The organism is Thermoflexus sp. (assembly GCF_034432235.1).
Lineage (GTDB): Bacteria > Chloroflexota > Anaerolineae > Thermoflexales > Thermoflexaceae > Thermoflexus.
The window spans coordinates 16378-41459 of record NZ_DAOUCJ010000028.1 but is presented as its reverse complement, the minus strand read 5'-3'; the positions used below and the strand labels follow the sequence as shown (position 1 = coordinate 41459).

General features: G+C 65.5%; 27 protein-coding genes. 20 read left to right on the top strand and 7 right to left on the bottom strand.

The window, feature by feature from the left end; translation table 11 throughout:
- The first annotated feature begins 751 nt into the window (after positions 1-751).
- The 8 genes from rpsB to VAE54_RS02990 all read left to right on the top strand — a co-directional run bounded on the left by rpsB (position 752) and on the right by VAE54_RS02990 (position 6495).
- The gene (rpsB, locus tag VAE54_RS03025; RefSeq protein WP_322800455.1) at positions 752-1585 is read left to right on the top strand and encodes a 30S ribosomal protein S2; all 834 of its coding nucleotides are present in this window, start codon (positions 752-754) and stop codon (positions 1583-1585) included.
- Between the two features lie 37 nt (positions 1586-1622).
- Complete coding sequence (tsf, locus tag VAE54_RS03020) at positions 1623-2225, top strand: translation elongation factor Ts (protein ID WP_322800454.1); 603 nt, start codon at positions 1623-1625, stop codon at positions 2223-2225.
- A 67-nt stretch (positions 2226-2292) separates the two neighbouring features.
- Positions 2293-3009: a UMP kinase gene (gene pyrH / locus VAE54_RS03015; protein ID WP_322800456.1), complete on the top strand. Its 717-nt coding sequence runs from the start codon at positions 2293-2295 to the stop codon at positions 3007-3009.
- 207 nt (positions 3010-3216) lie between these two features.
- Complete coding sequence (gene frr, locus VAE54_RS03010) at positions 3217-3777, top strand: ribosome recycling factor (protein ID WP_322800453.1); 561 nt, start codon at positions 3217-3219, stop codon at positions 3775-3777.
- Positions 3778-3873: 96 nt separating this feature from the next.
- Positions 3874-4605 (top strand): isoprenyl transferase, encoded by a 732-nt coding sequence (locus tag VAE54_RS03005; protein ID WP_416223763.1) that lies wholly within the window; start codon positions 3874-3876, stop codon positions 4603-4605.
- Between the two features lie 2 nt (positions 4606-4607).
- Complete coding sequence (locus VAE54_RS03000; RefSeq protein ID WP_322800451.1) at positions 4608-5411, top strand: phosphatidate cytidylyltransferase; 804 nt, start codon at positions 4608-4610, stop codon at positions 5409-5411.
- A gap of 17 nt (positions 5412-5428) precedes the next feature.
- Positions 5429-6064: a dTMP kinase gene (tmk, locus tag VAE54_RS02995; protein WP_322800450.1), complete on the top strand. Its 636-nt coding sequence runs from the start codon at positions 5429-5431 to the stop codon at positions 6062-6064.
- Positions 6065-6099: 35 nt separating this feature from the next.
- Entirely contained in the window at positions 6100-6495 is a 396-nt protein-coding gene (locus VAE54_RS02990) for a cupin domain-containing protein (RefSeq protein ID WP_322800449.1), read from the top strand.
- A gap of 66 nt (positions 6496-6561) precedes the next feature.
- Here the strand turns inward: VAE54_RS02990 and VAE54_RS02985 are convergent, their stop codons facing one another.
- From VAE54_RS02985 to VAE54_RS02965, 5 genes are all read right to left on the bottom strand, one after another.
- Entirely contained in the window at positions 6562-7596 is a 1035-nt protein-coding gene (locus VAE54_RS02985; protein WP_322800448.1) for a zinc-binding dehydrogenase, read from the bottom strand.
- Between the two features lie 76 nt (positions 7597-7672).
- Complete coding sequence (locus VAE54_RS02980) at positions 7673-8110, bottom strand: DUF309 domain-containing protein (RefSeq protein WP_322800447.1); 438 nt, start codon at positions 8108-8110, stop codon at positions 7673-7675.
- A 191-nt stretch (positions 8111-8301) separates the two neighbouring features.
- Entirely contained in the window at positions 8302-9042 is a 741-nt protein-coding gene (locus VAE54_RS02975; RefSeq protein WP_322800446.1) for a DUF429 domain-containing protein, read from the bottom strand.
- A 97-nt stretch (positions 9043-9139) separates the two neighbouring features.
- Positions 9140-9946 (bottom strand): bifunctional DNA-formamidopyrimidine glycosylase/DNA-(apurinic or apyrimidinic site) lyase, encoded by an 807-nt coding sequence (mutM, locus tag VAE54_RS02970; RefSeq protein ID WP_322800445.1) that lies wholly within the window; start codon positions 9944-9946, stop codon positions 9140-9142.
- A gap of 56 nt (positions 9947-10002) precedes the next feature.
- Positions 10003-10974 (bottom strand): ornithine cyclodeaminase family protein, encoded by a 972-nt coding sequence (locus VAE54_RS02965; RefSeq protein ID WP_322800444.1) that lies wholly within the window; start codon positions 10972-10974, stop codon positions 10003-10005.
- Positions 10975-11052: 78 nt separating this feature from the next.
- On the opposite strand from VAE54_RS02965, the gene VAE54_RS02960 reads away from it, so the two are divergent.
- From VAE54_RS02960 to VAE54_RS02925, 8 genes are all read left to right on the top strand, one after another.
- Positions 11053-12210 carry a glycosyltransferase family 1 protein gene (locus tag VAE54_RS02960; RefSeq protein ID WP_322800443.1) on the top strand — a complete coding sequence of 386 codons (1158 nt, stop codon included), beginning with the start codon at positions 11053-11055 and terminating at the stop codon, positions 12208-12210.
- 121 nt (positions 12211-12331) lie between these two features.
- Positions 12332-13756, top strand: coding sequence for an undecaprenyl-phosphate glucose phosphotransferase (locus tag VAE54_RS02955; RefSeq protein ID WP_322800442.1), 1425 nt, complete (start codon positions 12332-12334; stop codon positions 13754-13756).
- A 324-nt stretch (positions 13757-14080) separates the two neighbouring features.
- Positions 14081-14842: a dolichyl-phosphate beta-glucosyltransferase gene (locus VAE54_RS02950; protein WP_322800441.1), complete on the top strand. Its 762-nt coding sequence runs from the start codon at positions 14081-14083 to the stop codon at positions 14840-14842.
- Positions 14796-15446 carry a ribonuclease HII gene (locus tag VAE54_RS02945; protein ID WP_416223762.1) on the top strand — a complete coding sequence of 217 codons (651 nt, stop codon included), beginning with the start codon at positions 14796-14798 and terminating at the stop codon, positions 15444-15446. Before VAE54_RS02950 ends, VAE54_RS02945 begins: the two co-directional genes overlap by 47 nt.
- Positions 15447-15481: 35 nt before the next feature.
- The gene (locus VAE54_RS02940; RefSeq protein WP_322800439.1) at positions 15482-16627 is read left to right on the top strand and encodes a glycosyltransferase; all 1146 of its coding nucleotides are present in this window, start codon (positions 15482-15484) and stop codon (positions 16625-16627) included.
- An 11-nt stretch (positions 16628-16638) separates the two neighbouring features.
- Positions 16639-17322: a hypothetical protein gene (locus VAE54_RS02935; protein ID WP_322800438.1), complete on the top strand. Its 684-nt coding sequence runs from the start codon at positions 16639-16641 to the stop codon at positions 17320-17322.
- Between the two features lie 72 nt (positions 17323-17394).
- Positions 17395-18690: a Wzz/FepE/Etk N-terminal domain-containing protein gene (locus tag VAE54_RS02930; protein WP_322800437.1), complete on the top strand. Its 1296-nt coding sequence runs from the start codon at positions 17395-17397 to the stop codon at positions 18688-18690.
- Positions 18691-18732: 42 nt separating this feature from the next.
- Positions 18733-19317 carry a CpsD/CapB family tyrosine-protein kinase gene (locus tag VAE54_RS02925; RefSeq protein WP_322800436.1) on the top strand — a complete coding sequence of 195 codons (585 nt, stop codon included), beginning with the start codon at positions 18733-18735 and terminating at the stop codon, positions 19315-19317.
- A 125-nt stretch (positions 19318-19442) separates the two neighbouring features.
- Here the strand turns inward: VAE54_RS02925 and VAE54_RS02920 are convergent, their stop codons facing one another.
- Positions 19443-19688 carry a hypothetical protein gene (locus VAE54_RS02920; protein ID WP_322800435.1) on the bottom strand — a complete coding sequence of 82 codons (246 nt, stop codon included), beginning with the start codon at positions 19686-19688 and terminating at the stop codon, positions 19443-19445.
- A gap of 261 nt (positions 19689-19949) precedes the next feature.
- Here VAE54_RS02920 and VAE54_RS02915 point away from each other — a divergent pair, with 261 nt between their 5' ends.
- From VAE54_RS02915 to VAE54_RS02900, 4 genes are all read left to right on the top strand, one after another.
- Complete coding sequence (locus VAE54_RS02915; RefSeq protein ID WP_322800434.1) at positions 19950-21011, top strand: glucose-1-phosphate thymidylyltransferase; 1062 nt, start codon at positions 19950-19952, stop codon at positions 21009-21011.
- A 146-nt stretch (positions 21012-21157) separates the two neighbouring features.
- Positions 21158-22444, top strand: a complete 1287-nt coding sequence (gene fabF / locus VAE54_RS02910; protein WP_322800433.1) for a beta-ketoacyl-ACP synthase II — start codon at positions 21158-21160, stop codon at positions 22442-22444.
- Positions 22445-22554: 110 nt separating this feature from the next.
- Positions 22555-22866 carry a hypothetical protein gene (locus VAE54_RS02905; protein WP_322800432.1) on the top strand — a complete coding sequence of 104 codons (312 nt, stop codon included), beginning with the start codon at positions 22555-22557 and terminating at the stop codon, positions 22864-22866.
- 119 nt (positions 22867-22985) lie between these two features.
- On the top strand, positions 22986-23687 hold the full coding sequence (locus VAE54_RS02900; protein ID WP_322800431.1) for a nuclease-related domain-containing protein: 702 nt from the start codon (positions 22986-22988) through the stop codon (positions 23685-23687).
- Positions 23688-24061: 374 nt separating this feature from the next.
- Here VAE54_RS02900 and trxB read toward each other — a convergent pair whose 3' ends face one another.
- Entirely contained in the window at positions 24062-25021 is a 960-nt protein-coding gene (trxB, locus tag VAE54_RS02895; protein ID WP_322800430.1) for a thioredoxin-disulfide reductase, read from the bottom strand.
- Between the last annotated feature and the right edge of the window lie 61 nt (positions 25022-25082).

Here is a 25082-nt window from a genome sequence, read left to right as displayed (position 1 = left end):
GGCGCCGCGGGGGTCGGCGGCGGTGAGGTCGAAGACGAGGGCCAGGCCGGCCTGGCCGGCGCCCAGGCGGCGGATCGCCCGGGCGGCCAGGCGGAGGCGGGCGATGGGGGCGACGGGGGGGCACCTCCACCGTGACCCGCCCGTCGAGGAAGCGGGCGGCCGTGCCGGGGGTGACGGGGATCTCCTCGGGCGGCGGCAGGGGAAGGGGAGGCGGCAGGGAGGGGGCAGGCGCAGGCGGGGTGGGCGGCGGCAATGGGCTCTGGAAGGATGGCGAGGCCCGAGGCCAGGATGCGATCCGTCCAGGGGCGGAGGCGGAGGATCTCGGGGGGAACGCCAGGGGCTGCCCCACCAGGCTCATCACCCCGATCATCGCCACCAGGGAGCGCCATTGGACCATCCGAACTCCTGCGAAGAAGGACTCCAGGGAAAATTGTAAAAAGGGCAAATCGGTCGGTCAAGCCAGCGGTGCGGGAGGGGAGAGAAGCCGCTGTCCTGCCCATCCGGTAAAGGAGTGGGAGCGCCGGGCGCTGCATCCCGCTGAGCGCGGGCTTCATTGGGCGGGCTCGAGAGCGGAAAACGCCGCGTTCTTTCTGAAAACTGAAAAGGGCTGGCGGGATCCCTGGAAGTGTAGTATACTTCCCCCCTGGTGTCGGATCCCACACACCCTGGACCGGTTGGGGCGTGCCGGCGGTGCGCCGGCTCCCGCCGGGGAGAAGGGGTGGCGGATCAAAACGCATGCGGAGGAGGGTCTATGCCGCTGGTGACGATGAAAGAGCTGCTGGAAGCGGGGGTGCACTTCGGCCACAAGACGAACCGCTGGCACCCCAAGATGAAACCCTACATCTTCACGGAGCGAAACGGCGTCCACATCATCGACCTCCAGCAAACCATCCGCGCCCTCGAGAGCACCTATGCCCTGGTCCGCGATCAGGTCGCCCGGGGAGGAGTGATCCTGTTCGTGGGCACCAAGCGCCAGGCCCAGGAGACCATCGCGGCGGAGGCCCAGCGGTGTCAGATGCCTTATGTGAATTACCGCTGGCTGGGCGGCACGCTCACCAACTGGCGCACGATCCGGGATCGCATCCGTTATTACATCCAGCTGGATGAGATGATCCGCAACGGCGGGCTGGAGACGATGCCCAAGAAGGAGGCGATCCGCCTCCGTCGGAAATACGAAAAGATGCGCCTCAAGTTCGAAGGCCTCCGCCTGATGAAGCGCCTCCCGGACATGCTGTTCGTGGTGGATACCATGCGGGAGGCGACGGCGATCCGGGAGGCGAACGCCCTCAATATCCCGGTGATCGCCATGGTGGATACCAACTGCGATCCGGATCCCATCGACTACATCATTCCAGCGAACGATGACGCCATCCGCTCGATCAAGCTGGTCACCCGTCTGATCGCGGATGCGGTGGTGGAGGGCCTTCAGCTGCGCGAGAAGATGGGCGTGGCGGAGGCGATCGAGGAGGAGGTCGAGGAAGAGGAGCCGGCGCTGGAGCTGCGCCGTGTGTTCGAGGCCGAAGAGGAGGGCGAGGAGGCCGTGGGGCTCGAGGAAGAAGAGACGTTCGAAGAGCTGGAAGCCTGAGGATTCTTCCAAACCCCTGGATCCGGAGGGAGGTCCCTTGAACATCTCAGTGGACATGGTCAAGCGTCTTCGGGAGATGACCGGGGCTGGCATCCTGGATTGCCGCAAGGCCCTGGAGGAGACGGGCGGGGATTTTGAGAAGGCCATCGATTACCTGCGGGAGAAGGGCCTGGCGCGGGCGGCCCGGAAGCTGGAGCGGACCGCCCGGGAAGGCCTGGTGGTCGCCTATGTGCACCCGGGCAATCGGGTGGGGGTGCTGCTGGAGCTGAACTGCGAGACGGACTTCGTCGCCCGCACTCCTGAGTTCCAGCAGCTGGCCCATGACCTGTTGCTCCAGATCGCAGCCACCAGCCCCCGCTATATCCGGCGGGAGGAGATCCCCGCGGAGGTCCTGGAGCACGAACGCCAGATCTATCTGAAGGAAGCCCTGAACGAGGGCAAGCCCCCTCATATTGCGGAAAAGATCGCGGAGAGCCGGCTGAACCGGTTCATCCAGGAGGTTTGTCTTCTGGAGCAGCCCTTTATCAAAGACGAGGATCGCACGGTGGGCCAGGTGATCATGGAGACCATCGCCCGGGTGGGGGAAAACATCGTGGTTCGCCGGTTCACCCGTTATGAGCTGGGGGAGACCGTTGAGTAAAATCAAAGGCCGGGCCCGAGGCCCGGCCTTTGATTTTAACCCGATCGGGGAGGGGAAAGTGGTCTCGATGTCAGGCCCCAAATATCGCCGGATTCTCCTGAAGCTGGGGGGGGAAGCGCTGGCGGGCCCCGGGGGCTTCGGGATCAGCCCGGAGCGGGCCGCGGAGCTGGCCGCTCGCATTAAGGCGGTGAAGGAAATGGGGGTGGAGATCGCGATCGTCATCGGGGCTGGCAACCTGTGGCGAGGCCGCGATGGCATCGCCCACCGCATGGACCGGGCGACCGCGGATCAGATGGGGATGCTGGCCACGGTGATGAACGCCCTGGCCCTGCGCGATGCGCTGGAGCGCCTGGGGGTGCCTACCCGCGTCCAGACCGCCATCGAAATGCGGGCGATCGCGGAGCCCTATATCCGACTGCGGGCGATCCGCCACCTCGAAAAGGGCCGCGTGGTGATCCTGGGGGCCGGAACCGGAAATCCCTACTTCACGACGGACACCGCCGCCGCTCTGCGCGCGATGGAGATCCACGCGGACGTTCTCATTAAGGCCACCAAGGTGGATGGCGTGTATGACGACGATCCGATGGTGAACCCGAATGCCCGCAAGTTTGATAAACTAACATATATAGAGGCCCTGAACCTGCGCCTGAAGGTCCTGGACAGCACCGCCCTGTCCCTCTGTATGGATCACAACCTGCCGATCATCGTCCTCGATCTGTGGCAGCCGGATAGCCTGGAGCGGGCGGTGCGGGGGGAGCCTGTGGGAACGCTCATCGATGGTTGATGACCATGAGGCCAGGCCTTGCCCCGCAGTGCCCCCGGCGGCCTATCGGGGGACGCCGTGGGTTTCTTCCCGGGGGCGTTCGGAACGGGCTCGGTTCTATTCTTCTGGCTCGATGGCCCTCGCTCAGGCGGAGGGAAATCCGTTGTTCATGCGGGCGTTCCACCTCAGTGCCTTTGCGTTCATCCTGGATGGAGGTGAAGACCCGCGATGATCCCGAAACAGGTTTTCCGGGATGCGGAAGAGCGCATGCGCAAGGCCATCCGGGTGTTTGAAGACGAATTGAAAGGCATCCGCACCGGGCGGGCCTCTCCGGCCCTGGTGGAGCGGATCCCGGTGGAATACTACGGAACCCAGGTTCCTCTGGAACAACTGGCGATCATCCGGGCCCCCGAGCCCAATCTGTTGACGATCCAGCCTTACGATCCAAAGGCGCTGCCGGAGATCGAGCGGGCGATCCTCAAATCCGATCTGGGGTTGACCCCCAGCAACGATGGGCGGATCATCCGCTTGGTCCTGCCCCGGCTTACGGAGCAGCGCCGGCAGGAGCTGGTGAAGCTGGTGCATAAGCGCCTGGAAGAAACCCGCATCGCGATTCGGAACATCCGAAGGGATGCGCTGGAGGAGCTTCGAACCCGGCATAAGAACAAGGAGATGTCTGACGACGAGCTGGAGGAAGCCCGGGAAGAGGTCCAGAAGCTCACGGACCGATATATCGAAGAGGCGGAGAGGGTGGCTCAGGCCAAGGAGAAGGAGATCATGTCGTTCTGAGCCCCCTCGCCTTCTCATTCTCATCTATCCTGCATCCCGGGTTCCTGCCGTCGGCATCCAAGGAGGGGGTTTGTGAGGGAGAAGAACGGTCAGCAGATGGAGACGATGTTGAAAATCCCGACCCATATCGCCATCATCATGGACGGCAACGGCCGGTGGGCGAAAGCCCGGGGGCTCCCTCGGTTGGCGGGACATCGGGCGGGGACGGAGAACCTGCGCCGGGTGATCGAGGCGTGCGCCGACCTGGGCGTCCAGATCCTCACGATCTATGCGTTCTCCACGGAGAACTGGCGTCGCCCCCCCGATGAGGTGTATGGCCTGTTCGGCCTGCTGGAGCAGATGATCGATCGCGAGCTGGATAACCTGCACCGGAACGGCGTGCAGATCCGCCATCTGGGCAGCCTGGAGGGGGTGCCGGAGCGGCTTCAGCAGAAGATCCGCATGGCCATCGAGCGGACGAAGGGGAACTCCCGGCTGATCCTGTGTGTCGCCTTCAATTACGGGGGACGTCAGGAGATCGTCGAGGCCGTCCGCCGGATCATCGCCGATGGCGTCCCTCCGGAAGCGGTGGATGAATCCCTGATCTCCCGTTACCTGTATACGGCCGGGTTGCCGGATCCAGATCTGATCATCCGCACCAGCGGGGAGATGCGCCTGAGCAACTTCCTGCTGTGGCAGGCAGCTTATTCGGAGTTCTACGTGACCCCGGTTTACTGGCCGGATTTCGATCGGGAAGAGCTGCTGAAGGCGATCGAGGCCTACAGCCGGCGGGAGCGTCGTTTCGGGCAGATCAGCGAGCAACTGGCCCCTTCTCATCCATCGCGTTAGCCGTGCTGCGCCAGCGTCTCCTCGTTGCCCTCATCGCGATCCCTCTCCTGACCGCCCTGGTTCATCTGGGCGGATGGCCGTGGGCGGTAACGGTCAGTCTGATCCTGCTGGCTGCCGCCTGGGAATACACCCACCTGATCCGTCGCATCGGGTTCTCTCCCTCTCCGGGCTGGATCGGGCTGATGATCCTGGGTTTCCTGGGAGACGGGATGGCTTTCCTCCCGGGCTCCCGCGTGGCGGAGCTGACCCTCACGCTGGCCCCCCCGATGGCCCTGGTGTGGTTCTGGTGGATCCGGCGCACGGAGCATCCGGTTGCGGACTGGGCGTTCACTGCGGCCGGAGGTCTTTACCTGGGGTGGTTGGGGCGCTCCTTTGTCTGGCTCCGGAATCTGCCGGATCCTCACGGGCGCTGGTGGGTGGCTTTCGTGCTGTTCACCACCTGGGCGGCCGACACAGGGGCCTATCTGGTGGGCCGGCGATGGGGCCGGCATCGGCTGGCCCCTCAGTGGAGCCCCGGCAAAACCTGGGAGGGGTTCTTCGGAGGATGCCTGGCCGGCATGGGAGTGGGCGCGGTTCTGGGCTTTTTCATAGAGCTGGGCGCAGGGCCCGGAGCCCTGCTGGGGCTTTTGATCGGCAGCCTGGGGACTCTGGGGGACCTCTCGGTCTCGGTTCTGAAGCGACGGGCCGGGGTGAAGGATTCGGGGAATCTCTTCCCCGGGCATGGGGGGGTGCTGGATCGACTGGACAGCCTGCTCTGGAGCGGCATGCTGGCCTATCTTTACGCGCACTGGATTCAGGGCTTCTGACGCGGGAACATGGGGCCATGCGCGGCTTCTTGATTACCTTTGAGGGTCCTGAGGGAAGCGGCAAGACGACGATGGCGCGCTGGCTGAGCGGCTTCCTCCAGGGGAAGGGATATCGGGTGCTCTTCACCCGGGAGCCGGGCGGCACGCCAGTCGGGGAGGCCATCCGTGCGCTGCTTCACGCCCACGAGCACACGGACATGACCGCCCGGGTGGAGGCGTTGCTGTTCTGCGCCGCCCGGGCGCAGCTGGTCGAGCGGGTCATCCAGCCCTTTCTGGCCGAGGGCGGGGTGGTGATCTGCGACCGCTATGCGGATTCCACCCTGGCGTATCAGGGTTACGGTCGGGGCCTGGATCTGGAGGAGCTGCGGCGTCTGAACCGGTTCGCCACCGGCGGCCTGCAGCCGGACCTCACCTTCCTGCTGGACGTAGAGGTGGAACAGGGCCTGGCCCGCCGCCGGGCCTCCGGCGAGGCCTGGACCCGCCTGGACGCCATGGACCTGGCCTTCCATCAACGGGTGCGGGAGGGCTATCTCGCCCTGGCCGCCGCCGAGCCCGCCCGATGGGTGGTGATCGACGCCTCCCAGCCCATGGAGGCGGTGCAGGCGGCGATCCGCGCCCACCTGGCCGACCGCCTGGGCCTCCGCATCGAGTAGAATGAAGGCGAATCCCTTTCCCCAGGAGGAAGCCGATGGGCGAGTTCGACCCCCGACGTCCTTCTCCCTTCACTGCGTGCGAGCGGCAGCCGGTGACCGATGCGGGCGCCCGGGGCGCCTCCATTCGATGGATCATCGACACCCGACATGGCGCCCCGACCTACCGCCTGCGGGTCATCGAACTGGAGCCGGGCGGCCACACCCCGCTCCACGCCCACTGGTTCGAGCACGAGAACTTCGTCCTCAGCGGGGAGGGGGAGGTGCAGATCGGCGATCAGGTGTATCCGATCCGGGCTGGGGATGTGGTGTTCGTGCCACCCCACGTAACGCATCAGTACCGCAACACCGGGCAGGAGCCCCTGCGGTTCCTGTGCGGCATCCCCGCCGAATGGGTCCGGGCGGCGCGGCCCGATGTGTATGGGGAGCCCTGAGGGGGCATCCCCTTTATCCCGGGATGTCCTTGGAAGCGCAACCCGAGGGGATAGGAGACCAAACCCTCAGGGGATCCGGAGCACCACCTTGCCGAAGACCCGCCGATCCTCCAGGTAGCGATGAGCATCCGCGGCCTCCTCCAGAGGGAAGATCCGATCGATGACCGGGCGGAAGATCCCCTGTTCCACCCGCTCCATCACCGCCTGGAAATCCGCACGGGTGGCCCCGAAGGATCCCAGGATCTCCGCCTCCTTGTAAAAGACTCCCCAGAGATCGGTCTCTCCCCAGCGCCCGGTGGTCGAGCCGCAGAACACCAGCCGGCCCCGGAAGGCCAGCGAGGCCACGCTTTCCTTCCACGTGTCGGAGCCCACGTGCTCGAAAACGATATCCGCTCCTCGCCCCCCGGTGGCTTCCATCACCCGCAGGCTGAAGCGCGGATGTTCCCGGTAATTGATCAGCACATCGGCGCCCAGGGCGCGGGCCTTTTCCAGTTTGTCGTTGTTGCTCGCCGTGGCGATGACGCGGCATCCGAAGTGCTTGGCGATCTGGATGGCCGCCGTGCCGATGCCGCTGCCGGCGGCCAGCACCAGCACCGTTTCCCCCGGTCGGATGCGCGCCCGGCTCACCAGCATATGCCATGCGGTCCCGAAAGCGGCCTGGATGGCCGCGGCCGCCTCATATGAGGTGTTCGGCCCCAGGGGCATCAGATTGGCGGCTGGAGCCACCACATACTCGGCATAGCCACCCCAGCGGTCGACGCCCAGGATCTTCCGCCGCTGGCACAGATTATCCATCCCGGCGCGACAGAACTCACACTCCCCGCATACGATGAAAGCGCCCACCAGCACCCGATCTCCCACTCGCCATCCGGTTACGCCCTCCCCGAGGGCTGCGATCTCCCCGGCGGGCTCCAGGCCCAGGATATGGGGGAGTTTCGCCTTGCGGCCCTGCGCGCCGGCCCGGGTATAGAGATCGAGATGGTTCAGGCCGCAGGCATGCACCCGAACCAGCACCTCGCCGGGCCCCGGGCTGGGGGTGGGCACTTCCTCCACCTGCAACACCTCCGGTCCTCCTCGTCGGCGCATCAACACGGCTTTCATGGAGCCTCCCCTTGTTGCAGCGATCGGCATCTACGGTTGACCTCGAAGCCGCTTCAGCGGCGATGTCAGGCCGAGCCTAAGCGTCGGGGCTAAACTCAGGCCCCTCCTGCAGGCCGTATTTCGGTGCAAATATCACACGGGGGAGCTGGCGCTCATCGATCCGCCGGCATCCTTCCGGGCCCAGCTCCTCGAGCTGCCTCAACAACCGCAGGGCATCCTCCCGCAGGCGCGCCACGTCGATCCCCTGACAGTGATCCGGCACCGGGGCCAGGTGGGCCAGGCCGCGTCGCAGCATTTTCAATGCGCCGGCATAGTTGCCCCGCTGGATCTGATAGCAGGCCACGCCGATCTGCAGGATCCCCTGATAGAGCTCGCGGACCGGCCGGGTCTCCGCGCGCCATGCGTGCTCCAGCGTTTCGTGCTGTTCGAAATACTCCCCGGCGTTGAACTGCTCCAGGCCGCGCCGGACCTCCTCCGGCAGCGGCTCCGCGCAGCACGGCCATTCCCCGCTCATGGCGGTTCGCCCCTCCTGAGAAAGTGTATGAAAAACTCCCGAAGATCTCTCCTCTCCGCACGTTGCGCGACGCGGGGAGGGAGGAAATGTTCGGGGGGCAGGCGTGCCGAAGGCACCCGCCTGCCCGAAACGAGGGGATAAGCGAGCGCTGTTTTGCGGCAGGCGCGTAAGGGCTGAAGCGGCCCGCCTCATCAAACCGGACGGCGTGGGATGACCACGTATCCATGTTCCAGATCGCCGATCTGCTCATAGCCGGCCGGGCCGTGGAACCACACGTAGCCCGCGATATAAGCGCAAAAGGCAGCATCCAGCCGGTCTTCCCAGGATTTCAGGCTTCGCCGGGTTCGGGCTTCCGGCGGGGGGGCGCGCCAGGTCTCTGGCCAGTGAAGCGGAGGGTTGAAGCGCTCCAGCGCAAGGAGCTGGCGGTGCCACCGACGCAGCCCGCGAATCCACGGGCCCCGGCGCAGGCGCTTATAGCGAATGATCCGCCGGAGGCCGAACAGGGCAATCGCCGCGGGATGAGGGAAGACTTCGATGACGGCGCGGATGGGGGCCCCTGGGTGAAGGGGCGGCTGTAGCGTGAACCCCCAGATCGTCAGGATCTGGGCCAGGGCTTCCCCCCGCAGGCCGCCGAAGGAACGGAGCCAGCGCCGGTTCACCGGGTAGCCCCCGGCATGATGGCGTCCGAACCGGGAGGCGACCCACCGATCACAGGGCCGCGAACCCTCCTCGTTTGGGACGATCAGCGGCGCATCGATCCCGATGATGCATGGGTCTTCCCGATAAGGAGCCAGGAAATCCAGGATCTCCGCGTCGGAACGCAGGTCATCCGCCCAGGCCTCCATGGCCCAGTGATCCTCATCCCAGCGAAGCACCACCGCGGCCGTCGGGTTCCGTGGAGACCAGGCCAGATCCACACCGATCGCCCGCATGGCGCATCGACTTCTCCCCATCCCAAGATGTGCGCCCCTCTCCTGGAATCTGAGCCTTCCGGTATCCATATTTTCAGGTTTGCGAGGGGTCCCTCCGCTATCGCTGGCAACCCGGGCAGAAATAGGCGCTGCGGCCCTGGAGGACCTGACGGATGATTGGGGTTCCGCAGCGGAAACATGGTTGCCCCGCTCGCCCGTAGACCCGCAGATACCGTTGATGCTCTCCGCTGTCCCCCTCCGGCCGGCGATACCACTGGATGGTGGTCCCGTGATGGCGCAGGCCGGCCAGGAGGGCCTCTCGAATGCCTTTCCAGAGGCGTCGGAGTTCCGCCCCGGTCAGGGAGTTGGCGGATCGCATCGGATGCAGCCGTGCTCGCCAGAGCGCCTCGTCTGCGTAGATGTTCCCGATCCCGGCCAGCACCGATTGATCGAGCAGCAGCGCCTTCAGGCGCCCCCGGCGGCCGGCAAGCTGTCGGGCGAGATCCTCGGGCCGGAACTGCGGATCCAGGGGCTCCGGCCCCAACGGACGGAAGATGGGCTCCGGATCCGCGATCCAGTATAAACGACCGAACTTGCGGAGATCCTGGAACCGGAGGATGCGCCCGTCGTCCAGGATGAAATCGGCCCGGGCATAAGGATCCGGCGCGGAAGCGGGAAGCAGGAACAGGCGGCCGGTCATTTTCAGGTGGACCAGCCATGCTCCCGCGTCCAGGACGAACCAGAGGAACTTGCCCCGCCGCCGGACCTCCTGAATCTCTCGCCCTGTCATCCGCTGGACGAACTGGCAAGGGGCGGGAGTGGCCACACATCCAGGCCAGTGCAGGATCACATGGCCGATCCGGCGGCCCGTCACATGGGGGCGCAGCTCTCGAACCAGCGTCTCGACTTCGGGAAGCTCCGGCATAGTGGACGCCTGCTGAGCCCTGGGCTTTCAAAGGGATGGGTTCCATCCCCTCGCGTTCAGTCCATCAGCGGGACCTCCGCCAGGCGCACCGGTTCACCGACCCCCCGGGCCCGTGCTCGTTCGTAGACCAGGGCCGCCACAGCCACGTCCTCCAGAGCGATGCCCAGGGATTTAAAGAGCGTGATTTGATCGGGATGGGTGCGCTGCACCCGCCCGGCGACCACATCTTTCAATTCGTGGATCCGCTCCCATTGTAACCGTCCCCGCTCCAGAGGCTCCAGGAGATCGCCCGCTTCCCCTTTCCCCTGGTCCCGCGAATCGATGACGATCAAATCCGCTCGAACGATGGCTTCCTCATCCAGTTCCCGGCGGATCCACGCGTTAGAGCCGGCGGCGTTGATGTGCACCCCTGGCCGCAGCCAGGCCCCCCGCAGGACCGGCTCGCGGGCAGAGGTGATGGTGATCAGGATGTCCGCCTCCTCCGCGACGGCCTCCGGCCGATCCACTGCATGCACGGGGATCCCGAGGGTCTCCGCCATGCGGCGGGCGAACGCCTCTCGACGCTCCCGGGTCGGGCTGTAGACCCGGGCTTCCGCGATATCCCGGATGGCACAAACGGCCATGAGCTGCGTGGCCGCCTGACGCCCCGCTCCATATATGCCCACCCTTCGAGCATCCGGGCGGGCGAGGTAGCGGGTAGCCAGGCCGGTGGCTGCCCCGGTTCGCAGGCGGCCCAGCATATCGGCTTCGATCAGGGCGACCAGCGCTCCGCTTTCGACGTCGAACAACAACACGACGAAGCGGGCCTGCCCCCCGACGGTGGTGTAGGCCTTCAGGCCGACGTAGCCGACCCCGGGCCCCCCAGCGGCCATCACGTGGAGGGCGCCGCGGGGCCAGCGGACGCGAGCGCGAGGCACGTTGGTCGCCTGACCCTCGGCCTGGGCGCGGAAGGCCCATTCCAGCGCCTCGATAGCGTCGGCGATCGGCAGCAAGGCCCGCACATCCTCCTCGCGAAGCAAGAGGGCCATTCGGATTCCTCCGCGTTGCGGATTGAAGCTCTCCTGATCGGATAGAATCGTATTGAAGTCATCCCGGGAGCGCGCCGCGTGTCTTCCCATTCTATCGGAATTCGAATCGCCCTGAACGCCCAGCTGCTGGCCGGCGAGGCGTCCTATCGCAGCGCCGGGATCCATCGGTATATCGATGAGGTCCTGCGACGCCTTCCCCGGGTAGCCCCTCATATCGCCTTCACCGCGTTCATCGGACCACGTTCCTGCGCCCCGGAAGCGCCGGGGATCCGCTGGGTCCGGACGACCTGGCCGACCCATCGGCCGGTGGTCCGGATCCTGTGGGAGCAGCTGGTCATGCCGCTTCTTCTCGCCCGGGAGCGTTGGGATCTGCTCCATGCGATGGCCTTCGTCGCGCCGCTGGCGGTTCGCCTGCCGGTGGTGGTCACCGTATATGATCTGAGCTTCGTTCGCCACCCGGAAGCTTTTCGGGCGTGGAATCGGATCTATCTGCGCCTCTTTACCCGGCTGACCTGCCGGCGGGCGGCGGGGATCCTGACGATCTCGCAGGCGGCCCGTGAAGATCTCATTCGCCTCTGGAAGCTTCCCCCGGAGCAGATCGAAGTGGCCCATCCCGGGGTCGATCCCCGTTTCCGGCCGTTGCCGGAGGGGGAGGTGGCCGCGTTTCGGGCTCGATACGGCTTGCCGGATTCGTTTATCCTTTATGTGGGGACGCTGGAGCCACGGAAGAACCTGGGGGTTCTGCTGGAGGCCATCGCCCGACTTCGCCCATCCGTTCCTCTGATCCTGGTGGGCGGGCAGGGATGGAAACCGGCTTTTCGTCCCCGTTTGCAGGCCCTGGAGCGGGAAGGTCGAGCCCGCTGGATCGGATTCGTGCCGGACGCGGAGCTCCCCCTCTGGTATAATGCGGCCACCCTCCTGGCTTATCCATCCCGGTATGAAGGGTTTGGGATGCCGCCGCTGGAGGCGATGGCCTGTGGAACCCCGGTGATCGCCGCCCGGGCGTCCTCCCTCCCGGAAGTGGTGGGGGAAGCCGGCTTCCTGGTCGATCCCGACGACATCGAGGCCTGGGCGGAAGGGATCCAGACGCTGCTTCGGGATCATGCGCTTCGAGAAATGTTACGGGCTCGTGGGCTGACGCGCGCCCGCCAGTTTTCCTGGGAAAGGACCGCAAGGGTCATCGTGGAATTTTATAATAAAATCGCGCAGCGTTCCGTTTCCGGCCTGGATCCATGAACGCTTCCGGGGCCAGGAGGGAGCCAGAGGGGCTTTCCCTCAACGGGACTTCCTTTCCCGTCGCAGCCCCTCAGGCGGCAAATGGAGAGAGACCCGGAAAGAGCGCTGGCGGATGGGTCCTATGAGCGATCGAAGGATTCCGTGGTGGTGGCGATGGATTCGCATCGGCCTGGATCTCATCGTGATCCAGGTTGCTTTCGTGCTGGCTTATCTGATGCGTTACCGGTGGGAATGGTTCCGCGAGATCACCTTCGACGCCCCGTTTTCCGCTTACATCCCGTTCCAGATCGCCTGGACGGTTCTCCTGGTGCTGATGTTCCGCCTGGACCGGGTGTATCCCCCCCAGATGGGGGCGCCGTGGCTGGAGGAGATGTATCGCATCCTGAACGCGGTGGCCAAGAGCACCCTGGTCCTGATGGCGGTGGTGTTCTTCTCCCAGTCCCTTTTCTATTCCCGATTGATGTTCCTGGAAGCGGCCCTGCTGGTGGTCCTGTTGCTGGGGATCCTGCGGCTTTTCGAAAGCCGGGCGGAGCGGATCATGCGCCGGCGGGGTATCGGCGTGGTGCGGGCGTTGATCGTCGGGGCGGGGGATCTGGGGAGAGCGGTGATGCGGGCGGCCTTGGCTCGGCCGGAGCTGGGGTATCGGATCGTGGGGTTTGTGGATGATGATCCGGAGAAAGCCCGCACCGATATCGGCCCCTTCCGCGCTCGGGGCACCCTGGAGGATCTGCCGAAGGTCCTCCAGGAAGACCGGGTGGATGAAGTGATTATCACCCTCCCGATGGCCTTTTATGACCGGATCCAGGAGGTCGTCCGGCACTGTGAGGCCCGGCGCATCCCGGTGCGGATCGTCCCGGATCCTTTCCAGCTCACCCTAAGCCGCCTGGACGTGCGGGATCTGGATGGGATCCCTCTGATCGGCATCCGGGAGGCCCGCTTCTCCCCCTGGCAGTTCCGCATCAAGCGGGCGATGGATCTGGTTCTGGCGGCCCTTCTGCTTCTTCTCTCCGCCCCGCTGATGGCGCTGATCGCCCTGGCCATCAAGCTGGACTCTCCGGGCCCGGTGATTTTCCGCCAGGTGCGGGTGGGGAAGGAGGGTCGTCTGTTTACGATGTATAAATTTCGAACCATGCGGGTGGGGGCGGAGCAGGAGCAGGAACGCTTGCGGGCGCTGAACGAGGCCAGCGGCCCTCTTTTCAAGATCCGGAACGATCCGCGGGTCACCCGGGTCGGGCGGATCCTGCGCCGGCTGAGCCTGGACGAGCTGCCGCAGCTGATCAACGTATTGAAAGGGGAGATGAGCCTGGTGGGGCCGCGCCCGCCGGTGCCGGCTGAGGTGGAAGCCTACAAGCCCTGGCAACGCCAGCGCCTGGCCGCCGTGCCGGGCATGACCGGCCTCTGGCAGATCTCCGGCCGCAGCGATCTCACGTTCGATGAGATGTGTCTGCTGGACATCTATTACATCGAGAACTGGTCGCCGCTGCTCGATCTGGAGATTATGCTCCGCACGGTCCCGCGGGTCCTTATGGGACAGGGAGCGTATTAAGCCCTCTTTCCTCCCTCGGGATTCGTAGATGGCGTGATGGCCATGTCCACCTCCGGCGGATCTTCCTGTTCATCCAGTTCGTCACCCGGACCGAGAAATCCGGCGTGATTTCTGGGGTCGCATTTTCACCGTATCCTTCTATCGCTTCTCTGTGAACCCTCGTCTGGTCGATGCCGCCCTTCATCGATTGGTCTATAAAGGCCCTTTCGACAACGGGATAACGCCATGGGTTGGTAAGGAAAGGCGGCTTTTCCAGAAGGCAGCCCCTGTGGTATGCTGCTTCCTGCTGAGACGGAGGGAACCCCGGGATCTTTGAGGCCGGCGATGGACGAACCGCTGCTTTCCATCATCATCCCTGCTCACAACGAGGAGCGCCGGCTGCCCCGCGCCCTGGAGGCCATCGACCGCTTCCTGCGGTCCTGGGGCCAGCCGGCCGAGGTGATCGTCGTCGAGAACGGCAGCACGGATCGAACGGCGGAGATCGTGGAGGCCTTCGCGCGGGATCATCCGTATGTCCGTCTGATCCGTGACCCCCAGCGGGGGAAGGGGCGGGCGGTCCGCCAGGGGATGCTGGCCGCCCGCGGCCGCTATCGCTACATCTGCGATGCGGACCTTTCCACGCCCATTGAGGAGGTGGTGAAGTTCCTCCCGCCGCAGCTGGACGACTTCGATGTGGCCATCGGCAGCCGTGAGGCGCCAGGAGCCCGGCGGATCGGGGAGCCTCTCTACCGCCACCTGATCGGCCGCGTCTTCAACACCATCGTCCGCATCCTGGCGGTTCCCGGCTTCCAGGATACCCAGTGCGGCTTCAAAATGTTCCGCGCCGAGGCGGCGGAGGATCTCTTCCGGGCACAGCGGCTGGATGGCATGAGCTTTGACGTGGAGGTGCTGTTCATCGCCCGCCTGCGCGGCTACCGGATCGTGGAGGTCCCGGTGATCTGGTATTTCAACCCGGAAAGCCGCGTCCGGCTGTTCCGGGACAGCCTGAACATGTTCCGCGAGCTGCTTCTGATCCGCTGGAACGCGTGGAAGGGACGCTATGCCCGGTCGGAGTCGGTCTCGCCATCGCCGGCCGACGCTCGCTGAGGAGATGGCTTTCTGGCGTCGGGGCGTTCAGAACGTGGCGGGCCTGGATGAGGCGGGGCGGGGGGCATGGGCGGGTCCGGTGGTGGCGGCTGCGGTGATCCTTCCGACGGATCCCAGGGGCTTGCGCCGTGGGCTAGCGGGGGTGCGGGATTCCAAAACCCTGACCCCTGAGCAGCGGGAGGCCCTCTTTCCGGAGATCCTTCGGATCGCCCGGGGGGTGGGCATCGGGATGGCGAGCCCGGAGGAGATCGATGCCCTCGGCATCGTCCCGGCGACCCGCCTGGCGATGCTGCGGGCCCTGGAGGCGCTGCCGATCCCTCCCGAGGCGCTGATCGTGGACGCCATGACCCTGCCCGTCCCGCTGCCCCAGCGGGTTCTTTTTCAGGCGGATGCCCGCTGCCTGTCGGCGGCGGCGGCGTCCATTGTGGCCAAGGTCGCCCGGGATCGATGGATGGTGGAAATGGATCGGATCTACCCGGGATACGGCTTCGCAGGGCATAAAGGCTACGGCACGCCGGACCACCGTCGGGCGCTTCGGATCTACGGCCCCAGCCCCATCCACCGCCGGTCCTTCGCCCCGGTTCGCTCGCCTTCCCTGCTTTAGCCGGGGAGATCCTGCCTGCATTGCACAGGGAGCCCATGCGCGTCGCGCTGGTCCACGACTGGCTCAATCAGATGGGAGGCGCGGAGGCGGTGCTGGAGGCCCTGGTGGAGGCCTTCCCCGGCGCTCCCATCTACACCAGCATCTACGCCCGGGATCGGATGCCCGCTCACTATCGGGGCTGGGAGATCCACACCACCTGGCTGGACGCCATGCCCTTCATTCACCGGCATCACCAGCTTTACCTCCCGCTTTATCCTTTAGCGTTCGATGGGCTGAACCTCTCCGGATACGACGTCGTGATCTCGAATAAAAGCGGGTTCTGCCATGGGGTGGTCACGGGACCCTCCACGGTTCATCTCTGCTACTGCCTGACGCCGACCCGCTATGTCTGGGCCTACGAGGAATACATCGCCCGCGAGGGCCTGCCGGGGCCGCTGCGGCGCCTGCTGCGGCCGCTGATCACGTTGTTGCGGATCTGGGATCGGGCGGCGGCGGATCGGGTGGATGCCTTCATCGCCATCTCGCGGGAGGTGGCCCGTCGCATCCAGAAGTTCTATCGACGTCCCTCGATCCTTCTCCACCCGCCGGTGGATGTGCAGCGCTTTCAGCCTGCCGCCCGCACGGAGGATTACTTTCTGATCGTCTCCCGTCTGATCCCCTACAAGCGGATCGACCTGGCCATTGAGGCGTTCAACCGGTTGGGGCTGCCCCTGGTGATCGTGGGGGATGGCCGGGATCGTCGGCGTCTCCAGCGGATGGCTGGGCCGACCATCACGTTCCTGGGGAGGGTTCCAGCGGAGCAGCTGACGGAGCTTTATGCACGCTGCCGGGCCTTTGTGTTCCCGGGGGTGGAGGATTTCGGGATCGCGCCGGTGGAGGCGATGGCCGCCGGGCGGCCGGTGATCGCCTTCGCGGCCGGCGGGGCGCTGGATACGGTGGTGGAGGGCGTGACCGGGGTCTTCTTCCATGCGTCTACGCCGGAGAGCCTGGCGGAGGCGGTGCGCCGCCTCGAGGACCTGCGGTTCGATCCCGGGGTGATCCGACGCCACGCAGAGCGGTTTGACAAACAGTTGTTCCAGGAAAAAATAAAGAAAATCGTGGAGCTGGCGTGGGAATCCGCCCGTCGGGGCCATGATGTGGAACGGACCCTGCTGGATCGCTGGGGAGCTTCGCTTTCCTGACGGAAGGTCCGATGACGTTTGAGGAGCTGCTTCGAGTGTTGAAACGATGGGGGTGGCTGGTCCTGATCCCCACCACGCTGGGGTTCTTCGGGGCCGTGCTCGATCGTCCCCCAGCGCCTGCCTATCAGACCTCCATCCGTCTGGCGGTGGGGATCCGGCCGGAGGGCCGCGGGGATTACGACTACGAAGGCTACTACCGCTGGCTCTCCAGCGAATACCTGGCCGCGGCTGTTTCCGCCTGGGTTCGAAGCCGGGACTTCGCGGAACGGGTGGCGGCGCAGTTGCAGGCGGAGGGTCTCACCCTCTCGCCCCCCGCGGTTCAGGGGGCCCTGGCTTCGGATTATCAGCGGTCCCTGGTGGTTCTCTACGTCACCGCTTCGGATCCGGGGGTGACGGAGGCGATCGCCCGGGCGGCGGTGGCGGTGGCGCGTCGGGAGGTCGACCAGGTCTGGCCCCAGTCAGGGGAGGGGATGGCCGTGCTGACGCCGCTGGATGTCCCCGCCGCCTCGCCCACCGCGCCTCCCCTGCGCGCCCGGCTGGGACCGCTCTTCCGGATCGCCCTGGGCCTCCTGGGGGGATTCACCATGGCCTTCCTGGCCGATTTCCTGGATCCCCGCATCTGGGATCGAACGGATGTGGAGCGCCTGGGCTTCCGGGTGCTGGGGGAGATCCCTCGACGCCGGGGAAATGAATGAGCTGTTCGTCGAGAGGGGAGGAAGCCTCCTCGAACCCCAGGCCGGATGGCCTGAGCCATGTGAGGGAGCCCGATGAGCCTCTGGGATCTGATACAGATTCTGCGGCGATGGGGGTGGCTGATCCCGGTCCTGGCCATCGTGACCGCCCTGAGCGCCTTTGTCTACAGCCGGCTGCAGACGCCGGTGTATCGGGCGGTGGCGACGATCGCGGTGCAGCCGGCGCGGCCGGATTTCGGCCAGAGCCAGGCCGCCAAAACCCTCCTGAGCAGCTACGTGCAGATCATGTCCAGCGCATATGGGGGCGGGGATCTCCATCAGCCCTCGGCCAGCCGGGTGATCCAGGCCCTGCAGCTGGATATGACGCCCGAGCAGCTGCGGCGCAGCGCGATCTTCTCGGCGGATGAGCGCAGCCTCCTGATCGAGCTGGAGATCCGATCTTACGATCCGGAGATGGCGCAGCGGATCGCCCGGACGTGGGCGGAGCTTTTCATCGAGTGGCGTCGAACGGAAAACCAGACGCTGCGCCAGGAGGACCAGATCGATGCGCTCCTGGTGGATCAACCGGTCGCCGGCCGATTCCGTCCGCAGACGACCTTCAATGTGGCGGCCGGGGCGTTGATGGGGATGGTGCTGGGAAGCGCGCTGGCCCTGCTGATCGGCTGGATGGAGCTGGGGGCAGCCCGGGCGACGGAACACTGGTTGCTCCTCCAGCATTACCTTCGGCTCCTGCGACGGCGGGGGTGGGCGCTGATCCTCTTCCCGGTGGCCGCCGCGGGCCTGGCCTTCGTCTACAGCCGGCTGCAGACGCCGGTGTATCGGGCGGTGGCGACGATCGCGGTGCAGCCGGCGCGGCCGGATTTCGGCCAGAGCCAGGCCGCCAAAACCCTCCTGAACAGTTACCTCCAGATCCTCTCCAGCGTCTATGGGGGTGATGATCCCGCGCAGCCCTCCGCCCGCCGGGTGATCCAGGAGCTGGGCCTGGCGATGGCCCCGGAGCAGCTGCGCCGGAACATGTCCCTTTCCCTGGATGAGCGCAGCATGGTGATCCGTCTGGAAGTGCGCGCGCTAAATGGAGAGCTGGCTCGACAGATCGCCAAACGATGGGCGCAGCAGTTTGTGGAGTGGCGACAGAAGGAGAACGAGCGGCTCCGGCGGGAGGACCGGATTGACGCGCTGCTGGTGGATGAGCCCACGTATACCCGGTTCCGCCCTCAGACCCGCCTGAACGTCGCCCTGGGCGGCCTGGGCGGACTGCTGATCGGGCTGATCGTGCTGTTCTTTGAGGAAGGCCTGGAGAACCTTCGCCGATGGGTGGAAGCTCCTTCAGGAACCCCGCGGCGGGAGGAAATCCCGGAAGTCCTTTCGTGAACCTCGCATCCGGCAGCGGCGATGGAACCCCGATCCTGGCCGATGATATCCGAAGCCTACCGGATCCTGCGAGCGAACCTGGAGGCGCTGCGCCTGGAGCACCCGCTTCAGGTCTTGCTGCTGACGCCGGCATCCCCCGGAGAGCCGGCGGCGGAGGTCGCGCGGGATCTGGGCATCGCCTTCGCAGAGGCAGGCCGGCAAACCCTCCTGGTGGATGCGGATCTGGAACGGCCCCGGCTCCACGAGGAGCTGAGGGTTTCCTCCTCGCCCGGTCTTCGCGGCCTGCTCACCGGGATGGGAGGATCGATCGATGCAGCCCTGGTCGAGACCGGGATCCCCGGGCTCATCCTGTTGCCCGCCGGCGCGCCGGGGCCGGATCGACAGCCTCCCGGCCCGCGGAGGGTGGGGGAGCTCCTCCAGGCCCTCCGGCGACGGGCGGAGCGGATCCTGATTTACGCGCCGCCGGCGCAAACCGTGAGCTGGACCCTCACGCTGGCGGAGCACAGCGATGGCGCGCTCCTCATCGCGCGCGTCCGCCGCACCCGTCGGGCCCATCTCCTCCAGGCCCGCGAGGCCCTGGAACGGGTCCACGCCGCCGTGCTGGGGGTGATCCTCTGGGCGGGATAAGTGCCCCTGGTGGAAAGAGGAGCAGAGCTCCATCGGATCAACCAGCGTGAGTCCTCTACGTTACCCATCGACTCTTAGCATCCGCGCCAGGTTTTCCCTCGTCAGCAGGGCCACCAGGTGATCTTTCATAGGGCTTCGTAGGCTTCTTCTTCTTGCGCTTTCAGGGCAAGAATGAGATCCACTGCCCGGCGGAATTTGACCGCGCCCGAGCGCCCGGCGAACTCGTGCAGGCGCTGGGGATCGAGACGCTCCAGGTTCTGCAAGCGCAGCTCCCGCAGATAGACATCCAGGTCCCTCTCGGGGCGCAGGTAAATCAGGTCCAGCAGCGCCTTTTCCGGGAGGGCGATGAACGCCCGCTGGCCGGGGGCCACCTCTTCCAGCCGATAACCGAAGAAGAAATCGGAGCGCACGCGACGGTAGAGGGGAGTAGGGCAACTGCTTGCAGTTGCCCTACAGGGAATGCGGAACGCCGAACCGCTGCCCGAGCGTCGGATTGTCGGATAGAATGGAAAACGCTGGAGGTGCGGCGGGGTTCGGTCGGCCGGATCCCGCCCGCAAGCGCCCGAAGGGGGCGCAGGTGGGAGGGGATAGATTCCTACTAATCCCGAAACCCCAAGAGGAGCGGGAGATCCATGAAAGCGCTGATCCTGAGCGGAGGGAAGGGAACTCGCCTGTATCCTCTGACCTTCACCAGCGCCAAGCAGCTCATCCCCATCGCCAACAAGCCGGTTCTCTTCCGGGTCATCGAAACGGTCAGAGACGCAGGCATCACGGATATCGGGATCGTGGTGGGGGATACGGCCCCTGAGGTGATGGCGGCGGTGGGGGATGGGAGCCGCTGGGGGGTGAAGGTGACCTATATCCGTCAGGAGGCGCCCCTGGGCCTGGCCCACGCCGTGAAAATCTCCCGGAGCTATCTGGGGGACACGCCCTTCGTGATGTTCCTGGGCGATAATGTCATCCAGGGGGGGATTCGCCATCTGGTGCAGATGTTCCTGGAAAGCGACTACGACGCCCAGATCGTCCTGAAGGAGGTCCCTGACCCCCAGCACTATGGAGTGGCGGAGCTGGAAAACGGCCGCATCGTGCGGCTGGTGGAGAAGCCCCGGGAGCCGCGGAGCAACCTGGCGCTGGTGGGCATCTATCTCTTCCGGCCGCCGATCTTCGAGGCCGTGGAAGCCATCCGCCCCAGCTGGCGGGGCGAGCTGGAGATCACGGACGCCATTCAATATCTGGTGGAGAAAGGCTACCGGGTTTATCCCTATCTTCACACCGGGTGGTGGATCGATACGGGGAAGCCCATCGATATGCTTGCCGCCAACAGCTTGGTGCTGGAGGAGCTGGAGCCGCGGGTGGAGGGCTATGTGGATCGGGATTCCATACTGGAAGGGAAGGTGGTCATCGAGAAGGGCGCGGAGATCATCAACAGCCGGATCCGTGGCCCGGCGATCATCGGTGAACACACCCGCATTGTGAACAGTTATATCGGCCCCTTCACCAGCATCTATCATCACTGTGAGATCGTCAACAGCGAGATCGAGCACAGCATTGTGCTGGAGCATTGCCGCATTGAGGACATCCCGCGGATCGCCGACAGCCTGATCGGCCGCCGTGTGGCGATCACCCACTCGCCGATGAAGCCGAAGGCGTATAAATTCACCCTGGGGGACTACAGTCAGGTGGGGATCATCTGAGCAGGGATGCCATCGCGGGGATGTTCCCGGATTTTTGAGGCCATGGGGATCGCCCCCGGCGATCCGACCGGCCTCAAAATGATGTTTCGCCCTTCCTGGATGAAGCTTTACGGAGATGGATGAGAGAGCTCCATAGGTTGCCCCGGATGAGCCAGGTGTCGCTTTCCCGTTCGGAAAACCAGCGGGTGGTGATCACCGGGATGGGGGCTCTTTCCCCCCTCGGCCTGAACGTCCGGGCGTTCTGGGAGGGCCTGATCGCCGGCCGCTCCGGCATCGGTCCCATCACCCAGTTCGACGCCTCAGGGCTCCCGGTCCGCATCGCCGGCGAAGTGAAGGGCTTCGATCCGACCGTTGCCCTCCCCTCGAAAGAGGCCCGGCGCATGGCCCGCTGTTCCCAGTTCGCCGTGGTGGCCGCGCTGGAAGCCGTGCGGGACGCCGGGTTCGATGGGTTCCCGGATCCCGAGCGGGTGGGGACGTTGATCGGAGTTGGGATGGGGGGCTATGAGGTGGCTGACCGTCAGATCCAGATCTTCCGCACCCAGGGGCTGGCCCGAGTGAGCCCTTTCGCCCTCGTCGCTTCGATCCCCAACATGCCGAGCCACCACGTGAGCGTTTACTTCGGAGCGAAGGGCCCGATCGCCACGGTCGCTGCGGCCTGTGCCACTGGTGCCCAGGCGATCGGCGAGGCGGCGGAATGGATCCGCCGGGGCATCGCGGATGTGGTGATCTGTGGCGGGGTGGAGGCCCTGATCACCGATTTCGCCATCGCCGGCTTTGCGGCCATGCGGGCCCTTTCCACCCGGAACGAGGAGCCTGAGCGGGCCAGCCGCCCCTTCGACGCCCATCGGGATGGCTTCGTTTACGCCGAGGGCGCCGGGATCCTGGTGCTGGAACGGCTTTCCCATGCCCGCGCCCGGGGCGCCCGGATCTATGCGGAGGTCCTGGGTTACGGCAACGCCGCCGACGCCCATCACGTCACAGCCCCTGAGCCGGATGGGGCCGGAGCAGCTCGCGCGATGCGCTGGGCCCTCCAGGATGCGGGGCTCAGGCCGGAGGAGATCGACTACATCAACGCCCATGGGACCTCCACCCGGTTAAATGATCCGATTGAGACGATGGCGATCAAGCAGGTGTTCGGGGAAACCGCTTACCGGATCCCGATCAGTGCCACCAAATCCATGATCGGTCACACGATGGGCGCGGCGGGGGCGCTGGGCGCCATCGCCACGACGCTGACGCTGGTTCACCAGATCATCCATCCCACCATCAACTATGAAACCCCGGATCCCGAATGCGATCTGGATTACGTCCCCAACGTGGCCCGCCGCGCCCGGGTGCGCCGGGCGCTGGTGAACGCCTTCGGTTTCGGGGGACACAACGTCTCGCTGATCCTCGGGCGCTGGGAGGGCCCAGAGAGGGAAGCCCACGGTTGAACGTAGATCGGCATCTTGCCCTCTCCGTTCATGCTCAACCCCGTCCGTCTGGATCGGGATACAATACGGTTCCGATAGCGAGCTCGTGGTCTGGAAAGGGAGGTCCGGCCATGATCTGGCGCAGGATTCGGGAGCTTCTGGGCGGGGAGATCACTGAGGTTGATCCCGACGCAATATGGCTCTACGTGCAGTGTGAGCGGTGCGGGGCTCCGGTTGCCGTTCGGGCCGACCGCCGGTATGACCTGAACCCCGAGGAAGCCGGAACCGGCTATGTGCTGATTAAGGAGATCATGGACGACCGCTGTTTCCAGCTAATGCGAGCGGAAGTGCATCTGGATGGCCGTTATCGCGTGGTGAAACGAACTGTTGAGGGAGGGCGCTTCCTGACCCCTGAGGAGTATCATCAACTGCGCGGTGCGTGAAGCGCGCGTTGCCTACCCCTCAAAACGCATCAAACGGTGGGTCAGAGGATCGGTTTCCACTCCGGAGTGAGGGCTGGCGCTCTTTCGATCCCCTACTTCAATCGGGAGGCCTGAAACCGATGAAAGTCGTGCGCAACGAACGATATATCCAGCGTCGGGCGGCGATTGGCAACTGGGCCTTCCCCATCGGCTATATCATCCTGATCCTCGGATTGGTGACCTCTCTGCTATATCCTCAGCTTGCTTTCATCCCGGTCATCGCATTTTTCGTGGGGTTCGGGCTGACCCAGATCGGGATCTATTACATCCATCGCTTCGTGCGCCCGGACCGGCCAGAGGCGGCGTTGACCCAGGCGCTCAAAGGCTTGGATGATCGATATGTGCTCTATCACTATATGCTCCCCGCGGAGCACGTCCTGGTGGGCCCGGATGGGGTGCGGACCTTTGTCGTCAAATGGCAGCGGGGGGAGATCCGCTGTCGGAACGACCGGTGGTCCCAGCCGATGGGGCTTTTCCGGCGTTTCCTGCGCTGGATGGCTCAGGATACCCTGGGGAACCCGACCCGGGAAGCCCAGCTGGAGGCCGAAGCCCTCCGTCGTCATCTCGCCCGTCAGCTGGACGGGAGGGAAGTCCCGATCCAGCCCGTTATCGTCTTCACCCATCCGGAAGCGCGCCTGGATGTGGAAGGTAGCAGCATCCCGGTCGTTCACGCGCGGAAACTCAAGGAGTGGCTGCGAAAAGAGGCGCGCCAGAGCGCCCTCCCCAGGGATCTCCAGGAGGCGCTCCGGCGGATCCTCCCGGCGCCGGATTCGGAGGAGTGAGGGATGAGGGCGCGGGAGGCGCCCTCAGGCTCCCCGAACGCCTCAGCGGCAGGGCATCCAGGCATAACGGGTTCGCCGATGGAAATCGGCCTTCCGAGGCGCTAACGCGCCCCGCGTTGGCCTGTGCCGACGTGAGGACGCTTTTTGGCCGGCCGGTGGCCGGAGGCCTCTAAAGGTCGAATTCATTCGACGCCCTCCGCGCCGGGCGTCGGCGGGCGCGCCGATGGAAATCGGCCTCGTGAGGCGCTTTGTGCCCCGCGTCGGCTTGCGCCGACGCGTTCTGGCCGGCGCCGGCCGGCCGCTGGCCGGAGGCCCCCAGGTTGCATTCATTCGACGCATCTTGCCCTGTCGCCGCGGAAGCAGCTTCTACGGATTTAATGGGACAATTCGCCCGCGGCGGTCAGGGCCGGGTAGCCCTGGTGTTCCAGCTCGGCCAGGAATTTCTCCGCCTCCATGGCTGCCATAGCCCCGAATCCGGCCGAGGTGATGGCCTGACGGAACCATCGATCATGCACTTCGCCAGCGGCGAAGACCCCGGGAACGCTGGTGTGCAGTCGCTCGTTGACTTTGATATAGCCCGCCTCATCCATCTCCAGCTGCCCCCGGAACAGCGCGGTGTTGGGCTCGTAACCGATGAAGATAAATACGCCATCCGTGGGGAATTCCCATTCCTCCCCGGTCTTCACGTTCCTCAGCCGCACTGCCCGCACTTTGCCGTCGCCCAGGATGGCGGTGACGACGGTGTTCATCAGGAAGGAGATCTTCGGGTTGTTCCGGGCGCGCTCCTGAAGGATGGGCTGGGCGCGGAACTGATCCCGCCGGTGGATGATGGTCACCTTCCGAGCATAGCGGGTGAGGAACAGCCCTTCCTGGAAGGCGCTATCGCCCCCGCCGACCACCACCACTTCTTTGTCCGTGAAGAAAAAGCCATCACAGGTGGCGCATACAGAGACGCCCCGCCCCCAGAACTCCTGCTCGCCGGGGACGTTCAGGCGGCGAGGGGTCGCCCCTGTGGCCACGATCACCGCCTTCGCCTCGTATTCCTCGCTATAGGTGCGCACCCGGAAAGGATGACGCCGGAGGTCGACCTCGATCGCCTCATCGAACTCGAAGCGGGCGCCGAAGCGTTCCGCCTGTTGCTTCATGCGTTCGGCCAGCTCGGCGCCGCCGATGGGCTCCGGGAAACCCGGGAAGTTCTCCACCACATCCGTGGTGGCGATCTGGCCGCCGACGCTGTTGCCGGTGATGACCAGCGGCGAGAGATTCGCCCGTGCAGCGTAGAGGGCCGCCGTCAACCCGGCAGGCCCGGCTCCCAGAATGATCAGATTCTCCATTCGAGCTTCCCTCCGAAATGGACTCATAGGGTATACCATTGAGCTCGCATGCAGGATGACA

Coding starts and splice junctions, on each gene's coding strand:
- fabF (WP_322800433.1), top strand. CDS start 21,158: ATGAGCCAGGTGTCGCTTTCCCGTTCGGAAAACCAGCGGGTGGTGATC.
- VAE54_RS02950 (WP_322800441.1), top strand. CDS start 14,081: ATGGACGAACCGCTGCTTTCCATCATCATCCCTGCTCACAACGAGGAG.
- VAE54_RS02935 (WP_322800438.1), top strand. CDS start 16,639: ATGACGTTTGAGGAGCTGCTTCGAGTGTTGAAACGATGGGGGTGGCTG.
- mutM (WP_322800445.1), bottom strand. CDS start 9,946: ATGCCGGAGCTTCCCGAAGTCGAGACGCTGGTTCGAGAGCTGCGCCCC.
- VAE54_RS02940 (WP_322800439.1), top strand. CDS start 15,482: ATGCGCGTCGCGCTGGTCCACGACTGGCTCAATCAGATGGGAGGCGCG.
- VAE54_RS02905 (WP_322800432.1), top strand. CDS start 22,555: ATGATCTGGCGCAGGATTCGGGAGCTTCTGGGCGGGGAGATCACTGAG.
- trxB (WP_322800430.1), bottom strand. CDS start 25,021: ATGGAGAATCTGATCATTCTGGGAGCCGGGCCTGCCGGGTTGACGGCG.
- tmk (WP_322800450.1), top strand. CDS start 5,429: ATGCGCGGCTTCTTGATTACCTTTGAGGGTCCTGAGGGAAGCGGCAAG.
- VAE54_RS02985 (WP_322800448.1), bottom strand. CDS start 7,596: ATGAAAGCCGTGTTGATGCGCCGACGAGGAGGACCGGAGGTGTTGCAG.
- VAE54_RS02930 (WP_322800437.1), top strand. CDS start 17,395: ATGAGCCTCTGGGATCTGATACAGATTCTGCGGCGATGGGGGTGGCTG.
- VAE54_RS02980 (WP_322800447.1), bottom strand. CDS start 8,110: ATGAGCGGGGAATGGCCGTGCTGCGCGGAGCCGCTGCCGGAGGAGGTC.
- pyrH (WP_322800456.1), top strand. CDS start 2,293: ATGTCAGGCCCCAAATATCGCCGGATTCTCCTGAAGCTGGGGGGGGAA.
- VAE54_RS02915 (WP_322800434.1), top strand. CDS start 19,950: ATGAAAGCGCTGATCCTGAGCGGAGGGAAGGGAACTCGCCTGTATCCT.
- frr (WP_322800453.1), top strand. CDS start 3,217: ATGATCCCGAAACAGGTTTTCCGGGATGCGGAAGAGCGCATGCGCAAG.
- VAE54_RS02990 (WP_322800449.1), top strand. CDS start 6,100: ATGGGCGAGTTCGACCCCCGACGTCCTTCTCCCTTCACTGCGTGCGAG.
- VAE54_RS02945 (WP_416223762.1), top strand. CDS start 14,796: ATGCCCGGTCGGAGTCGGTCTCGCCATCGCCGGCCGACGCTCGCTGAG.
- VAE54_RS03005 (WP_416223763.1), top strand. CDS start 3,874: ATGGAGACGATGTTGAAAATCCCGACCCATATCGCCATCATCATGGAC.
- VAE54_RS02955 (WP_322800442.1), top strand. CDS start 12,332: ATGAGCGATCGAAGGATTCCGTGGTGGTGGCGATGGATTCGCATCGGC.
- VAE54_RS02900 (WP_322800431.1), top strand. CDS start 22,986: ATGAAAGTCGTGCGCAACGAACGATATATCCAGCGTCGGGCGGCGATT.
- rpsB (WP_322800455.1), top strand. CDS start 752: ATGCCGCTGGTGACGATGAAAGAGCTGCTGGAAGCGGGGGTGCACTTC.
- VAE54_RS02975 (WP_322800446.1), bottom strand. CDS start 9,042: ATGCGGGCGATCGGTGTGGATCTGGCCTGGTCTCCACGGAACCCGACG.
- VAE54_RS02925 (WP_322800436.1), top strand. CDS start 18,733: ATGATATCCGAAGCCTACCGGATCCTGCGAGCGAACCTGGAGGCGCTG.
- VAE54_RS02965 (WP_322800444.1), bottom strand. CDS start 10,974: ATGGCCCTCTTGCTTCGCGAGGAGGATGTGCGGGCCTTGCTGCCGATC.